Below are 16,412 nucleotides of genomic sequence, written 5' to 3'. Positions count from 1 at the left end.
GCGGCGCCGCGGCCCCGGCCCCGGGTGACGTCGCGAGGAGTGCCCGTCCGGCCTGTTCGTGGCCGTACCGGAAAGGGTCTCTCAGGTGCGGCCGCGGCGACCGCGCCGGATGCCCCGGGGTGGGGGAGGCGTCGCGATGAGATGAGCCGGCCAGGTGACGCGGACCGTGCCGGCGGCCTCGAAGTCGACGGCCAGCTCGGACAGGGCACGGACCGCCTCGGTGATCCGATCGTCGGCCCACGGCAGCTCGCCCGTCTCCAGCGCGCCCCAGGCCTTGCGGACCAGGGCCGGCGCCTGCTCCGGAACGCCCGTCTCCACCGCGTGGTGGATCATCCCGGCGATCACCTCGGCCCGGTTGAGGCTCAGCTTGTTGGCGTCCAGGACGCGTTTGCTGCGGGCCGCCGCGTCATGGCGGGGCCGGCCGCTGAGCACCCGCATGGTGGCGAACACCGCCCCGGCCGCGATCGACCCGAACACCCCGCCGGACATCTCGAACGCCCGCTCGGTGGCGAAGTGCGCCAGGTCGTGCGGCACCCGGTAGGCCCGGTCGTAACCGGGCAGCTGCAGGACCACCCCGTCCGCTCGGTGCAGCGTGGCGACCGTGGGCCCGGCGGTGCTGTGCGCGAACACGACCAGCATGCCGACATCCTGCCACCGCGGGCACCTCACGTCACCGCCCGGACTTCTCTACCGGCCACTCTGTCCGGTGGTGGCGGTCACCAGCAGATGGGCGCTGGCGGCGACGATCTCCGAGTCGGCGCCGCAGACCCGGGCCAGCTTCAGCGCCCCGTCGAAGACCACCTGCCCGTCCGGGGTGCCGGCGGCGGCCTCGGCGGCCGCCCACGCCGGGCCCTCGACGCCGTGCACCACGATGCCGGTCAGCCCGGCCTCCCGGCACTCGGCGATCAGGTCCGCGACCCGGTGGAAGTACGCGTGCGTGAACCCCAGCCCGGGAAGGTTGATGCCGTCGGTGAGGATCTGCCGGGTCTCCTCGACGATCGCGGGAGTGAGCCGCCCGGTGACGGCGAAGTCGACCGGCCCGGCGAACCGGGAGATCGCCGCGGCCACCACCACCCCGCCCGGCCGCGTCACCCGCACCGCCTCGCGCAGCGCCCGCACCCGGTCGTCGCGGTGCTGCAGGTGATAGAGCGGCCCGAGTAGCAGTGTGGCGTCGTGGGCGTGGTCCGGCGCGGGCAGCTCACGGGCGTCGCCGACCACGGCGTCGATCGGCGGCTGCCCGGCCCGGGCCTGCTCGACGTGCGCGGGCACCAGGTCCACGAGCCGCACCTGATAGCCGGCCGCGAGCAGAGGACGGGCATAGGCCCCCGGGCCGCCGCCCACGTCCAAGATGGACGCCGGCGCCGGCGGCAGATGCTGTTCCAGCAACTCCATGGTGCGGATCCGCTCCAACTGGAACGAGGGCCGTCGGTCCAGCCGGCCGGCCTCGTCGTAACCGGTGTAGAAGCTGACTATCTCCGCGATCTTCTGGTCCACGACGACAGCCTGGCAAAGCCTCCCGCCCGGGATCCAGCGGATTTGCTCAGCGCAGGCCCTCCCGGGCGCGGGCCTCGGTCGGCCCCTGACAACTGGTCAGAGTGCGCGCGGTGTCGATCAGCGGCACGTGGCTGAAAGCCTGCGGGAAGTTCCCGACCAGTCGTCCCGCCTCGGTGTCGTACTCCTCCGACAGCAGCCCGACGTCGTTGCGCAACGCCAGCAGCCGGGCGAACGTCTCCCGCGCCTCGTCGTGCCGGCCCATCAGGGCGTAGTTGTCGGCCAGCCAGAACGTGCACGCCAGGAACGCGCCCTCGCCCGGCGGCAGCCCGTCCACCTCGGCACCGGGCTTCTGCGTGTACCGCTGCACGAAACCGTCCACGAGCAGATGCTCCTCGATCGCGGCGACCGTGCCTTTCACGCGCTCGTCGTCGGCCGGCAGGAAACCCACGAGCGGCACCATCAGCAGAGCGGCGTCCAGTTCCTCCGAGCCGTAGAACTGGGTGAACGTGTGGCGCTGCGGGTCGTACCCCCGGGTGAGGATGTCGTCGCGGATCTCCTCCCGCAGCGCCTCCCACCGCTCACGCGGGCCGGGCAGCCCGAACTCCTCGATCGCCTTGACCGCCCGGTCGGCGGCCACCCATGCCATCAGCTTCGAGTGGGTGAACTGGCGCGGGCCGCCGCGCACCTCCCAGATGCCCTCGTCGGGGTCACGCCAGTGCTCCTCGACGAACTCCATCAGCTTCACCTGCAGGCCCCAGGACGGGTCGTCGGCTTTCAGGCCGGCCCGCCGGCCCTGGTGCAGGGCGTCCATCACCTCGCCGTAGACGTCCAACTGGAACTGGTCGGCGGCGGCGTTGCCGATCCGCACCGGGTTGCCGTCGTAGCCGGTCAGCCAGGTCGCGAGGTACTCGTCGAGGCGGCGCTCGCCGGCCACGCCGTACATGATCTGCAGCTCCGCCGGATTGCCGGCGATGGCCCGCAGCAACCACTTGCGCCAGGCCGTCGCCTCGCTCTGGAAGCCGGAGAACAGCAGCGACTGCAGAGTGATCGTCGCGTCCCGCAGCCAGCAGAAACGGTAGTCCCAGTTGCGCACGCCACCGAGCTTCTCGGGCAGGCTGGTGGTGGCCGCCGCCACGATCCCGCCGGTCGGCGCGTAGGTCAGAGCCTTCAGCGTGAGCAGCGACCGGACCACCGCGTCACGCCACTCACCCTCGTACGTGCACGCCGACACCCAGCCCCGCCAGTACCCCTCGGTGATGCCGAGCTGGTGCACCGGGTCGATCGGCTCGGGTGGTTTCAGGTGCGACGGCCGCCACGTCATCACGAACGGCACCCGGTCACCGGCCCGTACCGTGAACGACGCCCGGGTGGCCATGTTCTCGCCACGGGTCTCCACCGGCGTACGCAGCCAGACCGCGTCCGGCCCGGCGACCGCGACCAGGGCGTCCTGTTCCCGGTAGACCCAGGGCACGACCTTGCCGTAGTCGAACCGCAGCCGCAGCACCATCTCCAGGTCGACCTGCCCCCGGACGCCCTCCACGATCCGCACCACAGACGGCGACTCGGTCCGCGGAGGCATGAAGTCGATCAGCCGCACCACGCCGTCACCGGTCTCGAACTCGGTCTCCAACACCAGGGTCTCGTCCCGGTACCAGCGCCGGACCTGGAAGTCGGAGTCCGGGGCGATGGTCCAGTGGCCGTTCTCCTCGTCACCGAGAAGGGCCGCCAGGATCGCCCCGGAGTCGAACCGGGGCACACACAACCAGTCGATCGACCCGTTGCGCCCGACGAGAGCGGACGTCTGTGTGTCCGCGATGATCGCGTAGTCCTCGATCGGCAGTGCCATGACTTGTTGTTACCCCGCCGAGCGGGTCATGAACGCGGAACGGTGTCGCCCTCCCCGGTGCGCTTCTGCGCCTCGTCCACGCCCCGGTCGACCTGCTCGGAATACTTGTTGCCGGTCCGCTCGTCGATCTGGTCGCCGGCCTTCTCCAAGCCCTGGTCGACCTGCTCGTCGTGCTGGTCCGCGAAACTCTTCGCCTTGTTCAGAAAATCACCCATGACATGCCGATTCCCGCCGGGGCGGCACTCAAACGGCCCAGGCGAGCCGAGAGTCCCTCGTCGCTCTGAGGAGCACCTTCGGCGGCCGTGCCATCGCCCGGTCGTGTCACGCTGGAGGAAACCGTCATCGGTGGAGGGACACCCCATGACCGACGCGAGCTTCGCCCGGCCCCGCAGCGAGACGTTCGAACACGCCGGGGCGACCGTCGAGATCGTCGACGCGACCACGCTGCTCGCCGCGGCCCGGGTCAACCCGGTCGAGTTGCTGCGCCGCGCCGGCTGGCCCGCCCCCGTGCAGCGGATCGACCTGACCATCGACGGCACCGGCGGGACCGAGCACGTCTTCACCGCCCGCATCGTCACCCTGACCACGCCCGCGGCCACGCAGCAGATGATGCGCGGCTTCGTGCTGAACATCGACCCGCTCGGCCCGCTCCTGGCCCGCCGGATCGCCGCCGGGGACCAGGTGGTGACCCGCATCGTCGACGGCGTCGGCACGGCGGCCGCCGCCGCGTACCGCAAACTCGGTCTGGAGAAGCCGGTGGAACGCGAATCGGAACTCCTCGCCGACGCCGCCGCCGGCATCGAGGCGACCGTGACCTACGAGGAGGGCGGCGCCGTCGCCCGCCTGGTGTCGCGGGTGCCGCGCGACGAGGTCGGGCCGGAGCACCTGCGCGCCTTCGTCACCCTCACCCTGCAGGCCGTCACCGAACTCGCCGGGGCCGGCTCGCTGACCGGTCGCCGCTACCTGATCAGCCGGGAGAACCTGCCGAGGACCCCGGTCACCACCGACGCCGTCACCCTCGACATGGTCGGCGGCCTCACCGACGTGGTCGCCGAACTGCGGCAGATCGCCGTCTCGTTCCGCCACCCCGAGGCGATGGCCCGATGGGGCGCCCGCCGCCCGCAGGGCCTGCTCATGTACGGCCCGCCCGGCACCGGCAAGACCATGCTGTCGCGGGCGCTCGCCAACGAGATCGGCGCCGACTTCCGCGAGATCCGCACCCCGGAGATCCTCGACAAATGGCTCGGCGGCTCGGAACGCAACATCAAGGAGATCTTCCGCGACGCCCGCCGGTACCGCACGCCGACGCTGATGCTCTTCGACGAGTTCGACTCGATCGTCAGCTACGCCGGCGCCGGGGGCGACGCGGCCAGCCAGGCCCTCAACGCCGTGGCCGGCATCTTCAAGCAGGAGATGAACGACCTCATCGAGGCCAACCCGAACGTCATCGTGGTGGCCACCACCAACTTCCCGCACCGGGTCGACGAGTCACTGATCCGTTCCGGTCGCTTCGACGTCAAGATCAGTGTCCCCCGGCCGGACGAGGCCTCGCGTGCCGAGATCCTCCGCAAGATGATCCGCGGCCTCATCGCCGCCCACGAGACCCCCGGCTTCCGGATGTTCGCCGACGACCTCGACCTGCCGGCCCTCGCCATCGCCTGCGGCGGCATGACGGGCGCCGACATCAAGGAGGTCCTGCGCCGCGTCCAGCTGACGAAGGCCATGCAGGACGCCCGCGGCGCCGCCGTCACCCCCATCTCCCAGCAGGACCTGCTCACCGCCATCGAAACCCTGAGATCAACTTCTTAGCCTTCGTACGGCTACCAAACCCCGACCCGTGGCTACGGCGCGACGCCCGGCCCACTCACGGCCCCAGCGCGTCTTTCGGGCGGAGTCCGTGCTCCCGGCTCCTCAGCTCCCAGCACCCCAGCGCCCTGGTCCCGGCCTCTCGCGGCGGCGTCCGCTCCGGTCTGTCGCGGTGGCGTCCGCTCCGGTCTGTCGCGGTGGCGTCCGCTCCGGTCTGTCGCGGTGGCGTCCGCTCCGGGTCTTAGGTGGCGGGTCCGTTCCGGGTCTGGCGCGGTGGCGTCCGCTTCAGGTCTCGCGGCGGCGTCCGTTCCGGTTTGGCGCGGCGGCCTCCGCTTCGGATCTTCCGTGGTGGTAACCACACTGGCCTTCCGCGGCGATATCGCCCACGATCCCCCGCAGCGGTATCCGCCCCGGTCGCACGAGGCGGCCTGTGTGTGGGGCGGCCTGTGTGTGGGGCGGCCTGCCGTGAGGCGGGCGTTGCGCGGGCCGCCCTCTTCTAGGGTGGGCATATGGCGATCATCGATTTTCCGGGCCCGCCCGCAGTGAACGGTTACAGCCACGCCGCCGTCGTCGCGCCGGGCAGCCGATTGATCCACACGTCCGGCCAGGTGGCGATCGACGCCCACGGCGACATCCCGGACGGCTGGGAGGAGCAGACCCGGCTGGTCTTCCGAAACCTCGGCGACGTGCTGGCCTCGGCCGGCGCAGGCTGGGCCGACGTGGTCAAGCTGACCTACTTCGTCACCGCCACCACCGACCTGGTGTCCGTCCGCAAGGTCCGGGACGAGTTCGTCGACGTCACCCGCCCACCGGCGAGCTCTCTCGTCCAGGTGGCCGGCCTGTTCCGCCCCGGCCTGCTCATCGAGGTCGAGGCCGTCGCCGCAGTCGCCGCATGACGCCGATGCGCTTCACCAAGTGGGACGGCAATCTCATCGGCGCTACCGGCTGCAACCCCCTCGGCGCGAACGAGCTCGGGCAATGGCCAGATGGCCGAGCCGTCGAGCCGTCGAGCCGTCGAGCCGTCGAGCCGCCGAGCCCCGAACCGCCCGCGGACCAGCCCGAAGAAGCCGATGGATCAGCCCCAAGAATTCGTCACCCTAGCCCCTGAACCCGGCTGTTGGATAGCCGCTGCCAACAAGCCATAGCCGCTGTCAACGAGGCGTCGGCCGCCACCGACATCGCCCTCTAAATCGATGTCACCAGCCGTCCACGGGTCGCTCGCCCTGGTCATTGACCGCCGCCGCCCCGTCTCGCCCGCCCTCGGCCCGCCCTCGGGCCTGCCGTCCCGGGCTCGCCCGGGCTCTCCCCGGCTCTCCCCGGCTCTCCCCGGCTCGCCTTCGGGCCGGCTCGCCTTCGGGTGCGGCCTGCCGTCTCTGAGTCACCGACCGCCGCCACCGACCGCCGACCCCGGCCCGTCGCCCCTGCCGTCTTCGGGCCTGCCGTCCCCGCCCCGTCGCTGCTGCCGGGGTCATCGTCAGTTTGGGGCTGGTCGTGAGTGCTGTCCCGGCAGGCTCGAGGCAGCACTCATGACAGTCGCGAGAGTGACGCTTCGTCTGCCTACGCGTGGACGAGATGTGCCTTCACATGATGTGTGTGCCGTCCTAACTCGACACCCGTTGTGGGTGTAGGCAACACCCACAACGGGTGTCAACATTTCGCGGGTACAAGGCCGTTGGGCAGCCTTGAGTGGGACTCGCCAAGCGTGCTGAATCGACCAAGCGGCGCTTGCGGTGTGTGGCGAACCTGGCTTGACCCAGTCGGTCCAAGGCGAACCCCGCCGTGCCCCGCCATGCTGGCCGCGCAGAGTCCGAGCCCCGCTGCTCCGACCCGTGCCCGTGCCCCGTGTCGCGCTCATGCCCGCGTCGCGTCGATCTGCATCGCGTCGGCCCGCGCCAGGCCAGGCCAGGCCAGGCCGGGCCGGGCCGCGCTGGGCTGGGCCGCGCTGGGCTGGGCCGCGCTGGGCTGGGCCGCGCTGGGCTGGGCCGCGCTGGGCTGGGCCGCGCTGGGCTGGGTTGGGTCGAGTTGGGGCGGGCCGAAGCGAATCCAGCCGGGCCGCGCGGACCCTCGCTGGGGTGGGGCGCGGTGAGGTTGCCGGGGCAGATGGTTGCGAGTCGGACGGACTGTCGGAGCGGTGTAGAGGGCTACCGGCGGGTTGCGCCGCCGACTGGTGGGCTGAGCACGTCCACCTGGCCGCCGTGGGTAGATACCAGGAAGCGGACGATGGACAGGTCGAGACTGGCGCCGCCTTGGCCGGCGCGGGCACCGCGCTCAGGAAAAGGACCGCTTCCAGCAAAGGACGGGTCCGTTTCACCGGCAGGGCGCTGCCGGACCACCTCGAACCCGTCCATGCCAGGGTCGAATGACGTCGAGGCCGGGGCGCATGACGTCGAGCAGGATCATGTCAGCGGCCCGCGCGTGGCCAGGTTCACCGCCTCGGCACCGGTGGCGGCGGACGAGGAAGTGAACTCCGTGAGGTTCAGCGTGTCTGAGAGGAGCGCACGGACTGTCGCCTCGTCGTCCACCATCGGCGAGCGCCGCATGGCCCGAAACCATCGTCCACCCCCGACATTCCCCGGAAGCGCTGGAGAACACTCAGGCTGAACTCCGGGGGACTCGCAGGCCGAACTCGCAGGCCGAACTCGCAGGCCGAACTCGCAGGCCGAACTCGCAGGCCGAACTCACAGGCCCGAACTCACGGGCTGAACTCCCGGAGAACTCACAGGCGGAACTCCGGGGATTCACGGGCTGGATTCACGGGCTGAGCTCCCGCAGGCTCACGGGGTGGATTCCTTGGCTGAAGTGCCGGGGCTCGTGGGCTGAACTCGTGGGGTGAGCGGATCAGGCGCGGCGGTCGAGGAAGTCGTAGACGTCGCGGTTGTCGACACCGGGGAAGGTGCCCGGCGGCAGGGCGGCGAGCAGGTGGGAGTGCACCCGTGCGCTGGGCCAGGCGTTGCCGGCCCAGCGGTCGACCAGCTGGGCCGGCGGGCGGCGGCAGCAGTCGGGGTCTGGGCAGTTCGAGACGGTACGCCCGGACACGTCGCCGCCCCGGAACCAGCGGGCGTGCTCGTACGGCGTGCCGACGGTCACCGAGAACTCGCCGGAGCGGGTCGACTCGACGTGCACGGTGCACCAGTACGTGCCGGCCGTCGTGTCGGTGAACTGGTAGAACGACGAGTACGGGTCCTCGGCCTCGAACACCGTCCGTGACGCCCACTTGCGGCACACCGGCTGGCCCTCGATCGCGCCGGTCACGTCGGCGGGGAAGCGGACGTTGTCGTTCTCGTACGCCTTGTAGACGATGCCGCTCTCGTGCACGCGGGCGAAGTGCACCGGGATGCCGAAGTGGTGGGTGGCCAGGTTGGTGAACCGGTGCGCGGCCGTCTCGTAGGACACCCCGAACGCGTCCCGGAAGTCGTCGATGGCCAGCGCCCGGTCGGCTTTCGCCTCGGCGAGGAAGTCGACGGCGAACTTCTCCGGCATGAGCAGCGCGGCCGCGAAGTAGTTGACCTCGACCCGCTGGCGCAGGAAGTCGCCGTAGTCGGCCGGGTCGTTGTGCCCCAGCACGAAGTGCCCGAGGGTCTGCAGGACGACGGCCCGGGGGTCGTGTCCTTTGCCGCTGGCGACCTGCGGCAGATAAATTCTGCGGTTCTTCAGATCGGTGACCGACCGCGTCGAGGTGGGCAGGTCGTTGACGTAGTGCAGGCTGAACCCGATCTGGGCGGCGATGTCGAGGATGCCGCGCTGTGACAGGGGGCCGGTGGTGTGCCGTACTGATTGCAGGACCTTGGCCGCGGCCTGCTCGATCTCGGCGAAGTAGTTGTCGCGCCGGCGCATGTCGGCGCGGAGCTGCGCGTTGGCGCGGCGTGCCACCTCAGGTGTGGCGGTCTGCTCGGTGAGCACCCGGTTGAGCTCACGGTGCATCCCGATCAGTGACTCCAGGGCGTCGGTGGCGAGGCGGCGGCCGGCGCGCACCACCGGAAGGCCGAGGGCCTGGTAGGCGGGGCTCTGCTGGAAGTGCGCCAGCTCGATCTCCAGGCCGGCGCGCCGGCTCGGCGCCTCCGGGCGGAGCAGATCCTGCATGGGTACGCCCAGCGCGCCCGCGATCGCCTGCAGCACCGAGAGTTTGGGTTCCCTCTTGCCGTTCTCGATCAGTGACAGCTGGGACGGCGCCCGCCCCACGGCTTCGCTGAGCTGGTCGAGGGTCATGCCACGGGTGCGGCGCAGATGACGTAGCCGTTGCCCGAGGGTTACGAGGTCGACCGTGGGCTCGGCTGGGGAGGACGAGGGCGAGGAAGAAGGTGAAGCGGTCACGGGTTTGACGTTAACAGAATTTCTTCACTTCTTTCCTTGCATAGCCCCTTCATTGGGGCTGGTGCGATCCCTGAGAGTGAAGTTCTTCCACACGGAAGAACGCGACAGGGCAGGAAAGGGATCTTTCAGATGACTGAGCTGACCGAAAACCGTGGCGGTACCGCTGAGGACCTCACTCGGGAATGGGCCAGTAACCCCCGCTGGGCCGGCATCAAGCGCGACTACACCGCGCAGGACGTCGTCAGGCTGCGGGGCTCCCTCCAGGAGCGGCACACCCTCGCCGAGCGCGGCGCGGCGAAGCTGTGGGACCTGCTGCACACCGAGGACTACATCAACGCGCTCGGCGCGCTGAGCGGCGGCCAGGCGACCCAGATGGTGCGCGCCGGCCTGAAGGCGATCTACCTGTCCGGATGGCAGGTCGCGGCGGACGCGAACCTCTCCGGCCACACCTACCCGGACCAGTCGCTCTACCCGGCGAACTCGGTTCCCGCGGTGGTCCGGCGGATCAACAACGCGCTGCTGCGCGCCGACCAGATCGACACCTCGAACGGCAAGTACGAGCGCGACTGGTTCGCCCCGATCGTCGCCGACGCGGAGGCCGGCTTCGGTGGCCCGCTCAACGCGTTCGAGCTGATGAAGGGCATGATCGCGGCCGGCGCCGCGGGTGTGCACTGGGAGGACCAGCTCGCCAGCGAGAAGAAGTGCGGTCACCTGGGCGGCAAGGTGCTCATCCCGACCCAGCAGCACGTCCGCACCCTGAACGCGGCCCGCCTCGCGGCCGACGTCGCCGGCGTGCCGACCCTGGTCATCGCTCGTACCGACGCTCTGGCGGCGGACCTGCTCACCACCGACGTGGACGAGCGCGACCAGCCGTTCCTGACCGGCGAGCGCACCTCCGAGGGCTTCTTCCGGGTCACCCCGGGTGACGACGCCGCGATCGCCCGTGGTGTGGCCTACGCCGACTACGCCGACATGCTGTGGGTTGAGACCGGCAAGCCGGACCTCGACTTCGCCCGCAAGTTCGCCGAGGCCGTGCACGCCAAGCACCCGGGCAAGCTGCTCTCCTACAACTGCTCGCCGTCGTTCAACTGGAAGAAGAACCTGGACGACGACACCATCGCCCGCTTCCAGAAGGAGCTCGGCGCGATGGGCTACAAGTTCCAGTTCGTGACGCTGGCCGGCTTCCACGCGCTCAACCACTCGATGTACGAGCTGGCCCGCGGTTACGCGCAGACCGGCATGAGCGCCTACGTGAAGCTGCAGGAGGCCGAGTTCGCGGCCGAGGCCGACGGCTACACCGCGACCAAGCACCAGGCCGAGGTCGGCACCGGCTACTTCGACGCCGTCGCCACCGCGCTCAACCCCACCAGCTCCACCACCGCCCTGTCCGGCTCCACCGAGGCCGAGCAGTTCTAGGCCCTGGTTCGTAAGTAGGAAGGAAAGCCAGACATGGGCGCCGAAGAGATCACCATCACCGGTACGACCGCAGGCCGTTACTCCGAGATCCTGACTCCCGAGGCCGTCGAGTTCATCGTGGCACTTGACCGCGAGTTCGGCGCCCGCCGGGTGCAGCTGCTGGAGCGCCGCCGGCGCCGCCGGGCCACCCGCACCACCGACCTGGACTTCCTCACCTCCACCCAGCACATCCGGGACGACCTGTCGTGGCAGGTCGCCCCGGCGGTGCCGGACCTCACCGACCGGCGGGTCGAGATCACCGGCCCGCCGGAACGGAAGATGACCATCAACGCCCTCAACTCGGGCGCCAAGGTCTGGATGGCCGACTTCGAGGACGCCACGTCGCCCACCTGGGACAACGTCATCCTCGGCCAGCTCAACCTGCGGGACGCGCTGGACGGCGAGCTGGACTACACGGCCCCCGACGGCCGGCGTTACGAGATCGGCGCCCAGATGCCGACGATCATGGTGCGGCCGCGGGGCTGGCACCTGCCGGAGTGTCACCTGCGCATCGGCGGCCGGGCCGTCTCGGCCTCGCTGTTCGACTTCGGCCTGTACCTGTTCCACAGCGGGCAGCGGCAGATCGCCCGGGGCAGCGGCCCGTACTTCTACCTGCCGAAGCTGGAGTCGCACCTGGAGGCCCGCCTCTGGAACGACGTCTTCGTCTTCGCCCAGGAATACCTCGGCATCCCGCGTGGCACGATCCGGGCCACCGTCCTGATCGAGACGATCAACGCGGCGTTCGAGATGGAAGAGATCCTGTACGAGCTGCGCGAGCACTCGGCCGGCCTGAACGCGGGCCGCTGGGACTACCTGTTCAGCATGATCAAGAACCGTCCGGACGTGGTCCTGCCCGAGCGGTCCCAGGTCACCATGACCGCGCCGTTCATGCGGGCCTACACCGAACTGCTGGTCAAGACGTGCCACAAGCGCGGCGCCCACGCGATCGGCGGGATGGCCGCGGTCGTCCCGAGCCGTGACCCGGTCGCCGCGAAGCGGGCCCTCAACCAGGTCCGCCAGGACAAGCGGCGTGAGGTCGGCGACGGCTTCGACGGCTCCTGGGTCGCGCACCCGGGCCTGGTCGAGACCTGCCGTGAGGTGTTCGACCAGTGGCTCGGCGACGAGCCGCACCAGATCGTGCGCAGGCGCGACGACGTGCGGGTCACCGCCGCCGACCTGCTGGACGTGAAGGCCAGTGCGGTCACGGTCAGCGAGGTCGCGCTGCGCACCAACGTCAGCGTGGCGCTGCGCTACATCGCCGCTTGGCTGGGTGGCCGGGGCGCGGTGGCGCTCGGCGGGCTGATGGAGGACGCGGCGACCGCCGAGATCTGCCGGGCCCAGCTCTGGCAGTGGATCTCGACGGGCACGCCGACCGACTACGGCGTGCCGGTCACGGCGGGTCTGGTCACCCGGATGCTGCGGGAGGAACTCGACGTGCTCAGCGAGACCGGCGCCCTGGACGAGGAAGGGGCCCGCTGCTTCGGCCAGGCGCGAACGCTGTTGACGGTTCTGCTTTCCGAGCGGACCTGCCCGGAGTTCCTGACCCTGCCGGCCTACCTTCGGCACCTGTCCGGTGGGGTGGCGGCTCCGGTCACCGCTCAGGCTACTGTCGCGGCCTGATCGGTACGAGGCGGGGCGGGGTGGTCTCGGTCCACCCCGCCCCGCTTTTCGGTGTCCGCTCGCCGTTCGGCGCCTACTGACGTTCCTGCGAGGTGCAGAGGCACATTCTGTTGCCCTCGGGATCGGCCAGCACCCAGAAGGCGGGCGCCTCCGCGTCGCTGACCAGCGTGCCACCGGCGGCCAGGGCGGCCTCGATCCGGGGCTGAACCTGTGACGGGTCGAGCCAGACGTCCGGGTGCCACCGCTGGCGCGGTTCCTCGCTGCCGGACTTCTGGAACCAGACGGGCGGCACCGCGCGGTCGTCGCGGCGCACCTCGTCCGCGAAATCCTCCTCCGCGCGCTGGTCCGCGCCGAGCACCGCCGCCCAGAACGGCAGCACCTTCCGGTGGTCGGGAGTGTCCAGGGCCATTTCGATGCGGACCGGCCCGGCCGGATCGACGGTCACGCCGGCCTGTTCTGCGAGCTTCGAGATCGTCGCCGCGAGCCGCAGGTCCCGCCCGGTCACCGCGCCCACGTCATGACTGGCCAGCCACACGTCGACGTACGTGTAGCGCAGGTCGAGGTCCGGATGGTGATCGGCCGCCTCGGCCGCCGCTCCGATCGCGGCCACGAGCGCCAGCCCGGTCGGGAAGTCCCCGGTCCGCAGCCGCGCGTGCAACGCGCCCAGCATGTACACCCAGCCGGCCGGCGCGCCGTCGGCGATCTCCCGTCCACTCAGCTTCGTCATGCCCCCCATGGTCGCACCGCGGGCGCCGGCGGCCGTACCGGCGGCGGGTGTCAGCCGGGCGCCGCGGGGCGCAGGCGCACAGGCGCGCGGGGGACCGCCGGTGGCGTGGGCGGGCGGGGGTTCGGTGGAGCCGAGGGCGCGGGGGAGTTGAGCCGGCCGGTGAGCCAGGCGCGCAGGTGAGCGGTCTCGGCCCGGGACATGCGCTCGCCGAACGCGACGAGAACCGCCCACGCGGCTCCGAAAGCGGTGATGAGCAGGATGCTGGCCAGGGGTTCGCCGGCCGGGACTCCCAGGAGGACCGCCCGCACGGCGGCTCCGGTGAGGAAGGCCCAGAGGGCGATCAGGATGAGGGTCGTGGCCACGGTGAGGACGGCGACCGCCGGGCGCCACCCGAGACGGCCTTCCAGGCGGCTGCCGGAGCCGTCCGGGACGAGGCGGGCGCGCAGCAGCGTACGCCAGCTGTTCTCGATGAAAGGCCGGGCGGCGCAGATCCGGATGCCGCGTTCGTCGGCGGCGCCCAGGATCACGAAGTCGGCCGGCGACCGGGAGACGTGCCGCCGGTAGCGGGCGTCGATGCCGTCGCGGATGAGGCGCAGCGCGATCTCCGGCGGATGCGGCGACGCGGCGGCGATCTCCTCGGCCCGCCAGGTGGTGATCCATTGAGGCACATGGGTATTGTCGCGCCTGGCGGCAACTCAGTCATCCACCGCGGGCGTCCTCTCGGGACAGTTCGATCAAGCGATCCTCTTCTATGATTTTCCCCTCGTGGACCAAGGGGGGTTCCCATGCCGGAGCAGTCTCTGAGCCGCCGCAACTTCCTGTGGGCGGTCGGCGCGACCGGCGGAGCCGGCACGATGTTCGCCGCCATGGGCGCCCTGGGTCTGGCGCCCACCGCCGTCGCCGCATCCCGGTTCCAGCCCCCCTCGGCGTCCGACTTCCACCTGCAGGGCCGCGCCGCCGGCTCCGTCGTGATCCTCGGCGGTGGCGTCGCCGGCCTGATCAGCGCCTATGAGCTGGGCAAGGCCGGTTACCGGGTCACCGTCCTGGAGCCGCGGGACCGCACCGGCGGGCGGGTCCTGACCGTTCGCGGCGGCGACGAGCTGACCGACCTGCGGGGCTTCCACCAGCGGGCGGCGTTCCGCAGAGGGCAGTACATGAACGCCGGGGCCGCACGGCTCGCCCAGTGGATGGTCACCCTCGACTACTGCCGCGAGCTGCGCGTGCCGATCGAGGTGTTCACCAACGCCAACGCCGACGCGTACATGCATCTGCGCCCGATGCCGGCCGGACAGCCGGTGCGTTACCGCACCGCCAAGGCCGACACCTACGGCTACATGAGCGAACTGCTGGCGAAGGCGACCGACCAGGGCGCCCTGGACGCCGAGTTGACGGCGGACGACAAGGAGATCCTGACCGGGTTCCTCACCGACTTCGGCGACCTCGGCGACCGCTACGAGTACAACGGCTCCACCCGGCGCGGCTTCACCACCTGGCCGGGCGAGGTCGGCGTTCCCGGCGTGGCGCGCGCTGACGTGCCGTCGGTCTCCGACGTGATCGCCTCCGGGGTGGGGTGGTACTTCTCCTTCGAGAACGGGTTCGACCAGGCGATGCCGATGTTCCAGCCGGTCGGTGGCATGGACATGCTGCCGAGAGCCCTGACCCGGGCGATCGGCGCGGAGCGGGTCAAACTGGGCTGTCGGGTCACGGCGCTGACCCAGGCCGCGACCGGAGTCACCGTCACCTACTCCGACGCGGCCGGCCGCAGCCGAAGCCTGACCGCCGATTACGCGATCGCCACGATGCCCCCGCAACTGCTGGTCAAGCTCACCCACAATCTCGGCGCCGACGTGGTCGCCGCGCTCTCCGCCGCGCAGCCCGTGTCGGCCGGCAAGCTCGGCCTGGAGTACCGGTCCCGCTGGTGGGAGACCGACCACCGGATCTACGGCGGCATCACCTGGACCGACACCGAGATCACGCAGATCTGGCACCCGTCGTACGACTATCTCGGCGAGCGCGGCGTCCTGATCGGGTACTACCAGTTCGGGGAGACCGCCGACCGCTATGCGGCGATGCCCCCGAAGGAGCGCGAGACCACCGCGGTGGGGCTGGGCGAGCGTATCTACGGCGCCAAGTACCGCACCGAGCTCGCCTCGTCGTTCTCGGTCCCGTGGAGCCAGGTGCCGCACGTGGAGGGCGCCTGGCACCACCTCTCCGGCCACTCGCCGCAGTCGCCGGTCTTCACGCCGCTCGCCGAGCCGGCGGGCCGGGTGTTCTTCGCGGGGGACTGGCTCAGCAACATGCCGTCGTGGCAGCACGGCGCGATCCTGTCCGCGCGCAAGGCGGTCACGCTGCTGCACGGCCGGGCTCTCGCCGCCCGGTGACCCACCGCCTCAGCCCGGGACGGCGCGAGCCCGCGAGGCGCCAGACCGCGAAGCGCGCCCCGGGCCGTCCGCTCACTGCCGGAGACCGGCGCGCCGCGGCCGTGTCAGAGCTGAGCCGCCTCCCGTTGTGGCATCCGTTCACCGGCCGGGCTCCGCACGAAGGCCCGGGTGGTGAGCACCACGACCGCCACCCCCAGCAGCAGGCCGGCGACGACGTCGCTGGTCCAGTGCACGCCCAGGACGACCCGGCTGATCGCGGTCATCACCGGGATCACCACCGCCGCCACCCACAGGGCCTTCACCCGCGGGAAGATCACCACGAAGACCGCGAGGCCGAGGGCGCTGTTGAGCGCGTGGCCGGACGGGAAGGCATAACCGACGGCGGAGGCCACCGGGTCCAGGAACTCCGGCCGCTCCCGCCCGATCAGAAGTTTGAGCAGGCCGCCGAGCAGGCCGCCGGCGACCATCGTCACCGCCACCCAGAGGGCCGTGCGGCGCTCCCCCCGGCGGACCAGCCAGATCACCAGGCCCAGCGCGGCCGCCCGGAAGACGTTGGGCTGGAAGATGTTCGTCCACCAGGTCATCGCCGTGGTCAGGGCGGAACCGGCGTGGGCCTGCTCGTGCAGACCGTCGGTCACCGACTGGTCGAACGCGTGCAGCGGCCCCCAGCCGCCGACGACGAGCGCCGCGAGCAAGGCGCACGGAACCAGCAGCAGCACGGCCAGGCCGGCGCGCAGGACAGGGAATTCAGGCCGCATGACGATCCATTACC

At 71.0% G+C, this 16,412-nt stretch carries 14 protein-coding genes; 5 read left to right on the top strand and 9 right to left on the bottom strand.

Going from position 1 to position 16,412, the window contains the following annotated elements; all coding sequences use genetic code 11:
• Nucleotides 1-81: 81 nt before the first annotated feature.
• From QLQ12_RS15765 to QLQ12_RS15750, 4 genes are read right to left on the bottom strand one after another with little or no spacing between them, the layout of a single operon-like run.
• The gene (locus QLQ12_RS15765; RefSeq protein WP_282760642.1) at nucleotides 82-639 is read right to left on the bottom strand and encodes a hypothetical protein; all 558 of its coding nucleotides are present in this window, start codon (nucleotides 637-639) and stop codon (nucleotides 82-84) included.
• Between the two features lie 48 nt (nucleotides 640-687).
• Nucleotides 688-1,494 carry a class I SAM-dependent methyltransferase gene (locus QLQ12_RS15760; protein WP_282760641.1) on the bottom strand — a complete coding sequence of 269 codons (807 nt, stop codon included), beginning with the start codon at nucleotides 1,492-1,494 and terminating at the stop codon, nucleotides 688-690.
• Between the two features lie 46 nt (nucleotides 1,495-1,540).
• Nucleotides 1,541-3,340 carry a glycoside hydrolase family 15 protein gene (locus QLQ12_RS15755; protein WP_282760639.1) on the bottom strand — a complete coding sequence of 600 codons (1,800 nt, stop codon included), beginning with the start codon at nucleotides 3,338-3,340 and terminating at the stop codon, nucleotides 1,541-1,543.
• Between the two features lie 26 nt (nucleotides 3,341-3,366).
• Entirely contained in the window at nucleotides 3,367-3,555 is a 189-nt protein-coding gene (locus QLQ12_RS15750) for an antitoxin (protein WP_282760637.1), read from the bottom strand.
• Nucleotides 3,556-3,700: 145 nt separating this feature from the next.
• On the opposite strand from QLQ12_RS15750, the gene QLQ12_RS15745 reads away from it, so the two are divergent.
• Both QLQ12_RS15745 and QLQ12_RS15740 read left to right on the top strand, forming a co-directional pair.
• Complete coding sequence (locus QLQ12_RS15745; RefSeq protein WP_282760636.1) at nucleotides 3,701-5,149, top strand: ATP-binding protein; 1,449 nt, start codon at nucleotides 3,701-3,703, stop codon at nucleotides 5,147-5,149.
• A gap of 506 nt (nucleotides 5,150-5,655) precedes the next feature.
• Nucleotides 5,656-6,042 carry a RidA family protein gene (locus QLQ12_RS15740; protein WP_282760634.1) on the top strand — a complete coding sequence of 129 codons (387 nt, stop codon included), beginning with the start codon at nucleotides 5,656-5,658 and terminating at the stop codon, nucleotides 6,040-6,042.
• 1,500 nt (nucleotides 6,043-7,542) lie between these two features.
• Here QLQ12_RS15740 and QLQ12_RS15735 read toward each other — a convergent pair.
• Nucleotides 7,543-7,671, bottom strand: coding sequence for a DNA-binding transcriptional response regulator (locus tag QLQ12_RS15735; protein ID WP_282760633.1), 129 nt, complete (start codon nucleotides 7,669-7,671; stop codon nucleotides 7,543-7,545).
• 313 nt (nucleotides 7,672-7,984) lie between these two features.
• Nucleotides 7,985-9,457, bottom strand: a complete 1,473-nt coding sequence (locus QLQ12_RS15730) for a helix-turn-helix domain-containing protein (protein ID WP_282760630.1) — start codon at nucleotides 9,455-9,457, stop codon at nucleotides 7,985-7,987.
• Between the two features lie 129 nt (nucleotides 9,458-9,586).
• Between QLQ12_RS15730 and aceA the strand changes: the two genes are divergently transcribed.
• Both aceA and aceB read left to right on the top strand, forming a co-directional pair.
• Nucleotides 9,587-10,873 (top strand): isocitrate lyase, encoded by a 1,287-nt coding sequence (aceA, locus tag QLQ12_RS15725; RefSeq protein WP_282760627.1) that lies wholly within the window; start codon nucleotides 9,587-9,589, stop codon nucleotides 10,871-10,873.
• A gap of 33 nt (nucleotides 10,874-10,906) precedes the next feature.
• Nucleotides 10,907-12,532 carry a malate synthase A gene (aceB, locus tag QLQ12_RS15720; protein WP_282760625.1) on the top strand — a complete coding sequence of 542 codons (1,626 nt, stop codon included), beginning with the start codon at nucleotides 10,907-10,909 and terminating at the stop codon, nucleotides 12,530-12,532.
• 73 nt (nucleotides 12,533-12,605) lie between these two features.
• Here aceB and QLQ12_RS15715 read toward each other — a convergent pair whose 3' ends face one another.
• Both QLQ12_RS15715 and QLQ12_RS15710 read right to left on the bottom strand, forming a co-directional pair.
• Entirely contained in the window at nucleotides 12,606-13,259 is a 654-nt protein-coding gene (locus tag QLQ12_RS15715; RefSeq protein ID WP_282760623.1) for a VOC family protein, read from the bottom strand.
• Nucleotides 13,260-13,309: 50 nt separating this feature from the next.
• Nucleotides 13,310-13,927 (bottom strand): 6TM ABC transporter family protein, encoded by a 618-nt coding sequence (locus QLQ12_RS15710; RefSeq protein ID WP_282760621.1) that lies wholly within the window; start codon nucleotides 13,925-13,927, stop codon nucleotides 13,310-13,312.
• A 117-nt stretch (nucleotides 13,928-14,044) separates the two neighbouring features.
• On the opposite strand from QLQ12_RS15710, the gene QLQ12_RS15705 reads away from it, so the two are divergent.
• Entirely contained in the window at nucleotides 14,045-15,640 is a 1,596-nt protein-coding gene (locus QLQ12_RS15705) for a flavin monoamine oxidase family protein (RefSeq protein WP_282760619.1), read from the top strand.
• A gap of 104 nt (nucleotides 15,641-15,744) precedes the next feature.
• Here QLQ12_RS15705 and QLQ12_RS15700 read toward each other — a convergent pair whose 3' ends face one another.
• Nucleotides 15,745-16,398 (bottom strand): phosphatase PAP2 family protein, encoded by a 654-nt coding sequence (locus QLQ12_RS15700; protein ID WP_282760617.1) that lies wholly within the window; start codon nucleotides 16,396-16,398, stop codon nucleotides 15,745-15,747.
• Nucleotides 16,399-16,412: the final 14 nt, after the last annotated feature.

The sequence above is a fragment of the Actinoplanes sandaracinus genome (assembly GCF_030009775.1).
In the GTDB taxonomy this organism is placed as follows: Bacteria; Actinomycetota; Actinomycetes; order Mycobacteriales; family Micromonosporaceae; genus Actinoplanes; species Actinoplanes sandaracinus.
This window is presented reverse-complemented; position numbering and strand designations above follow the sequence as displayed.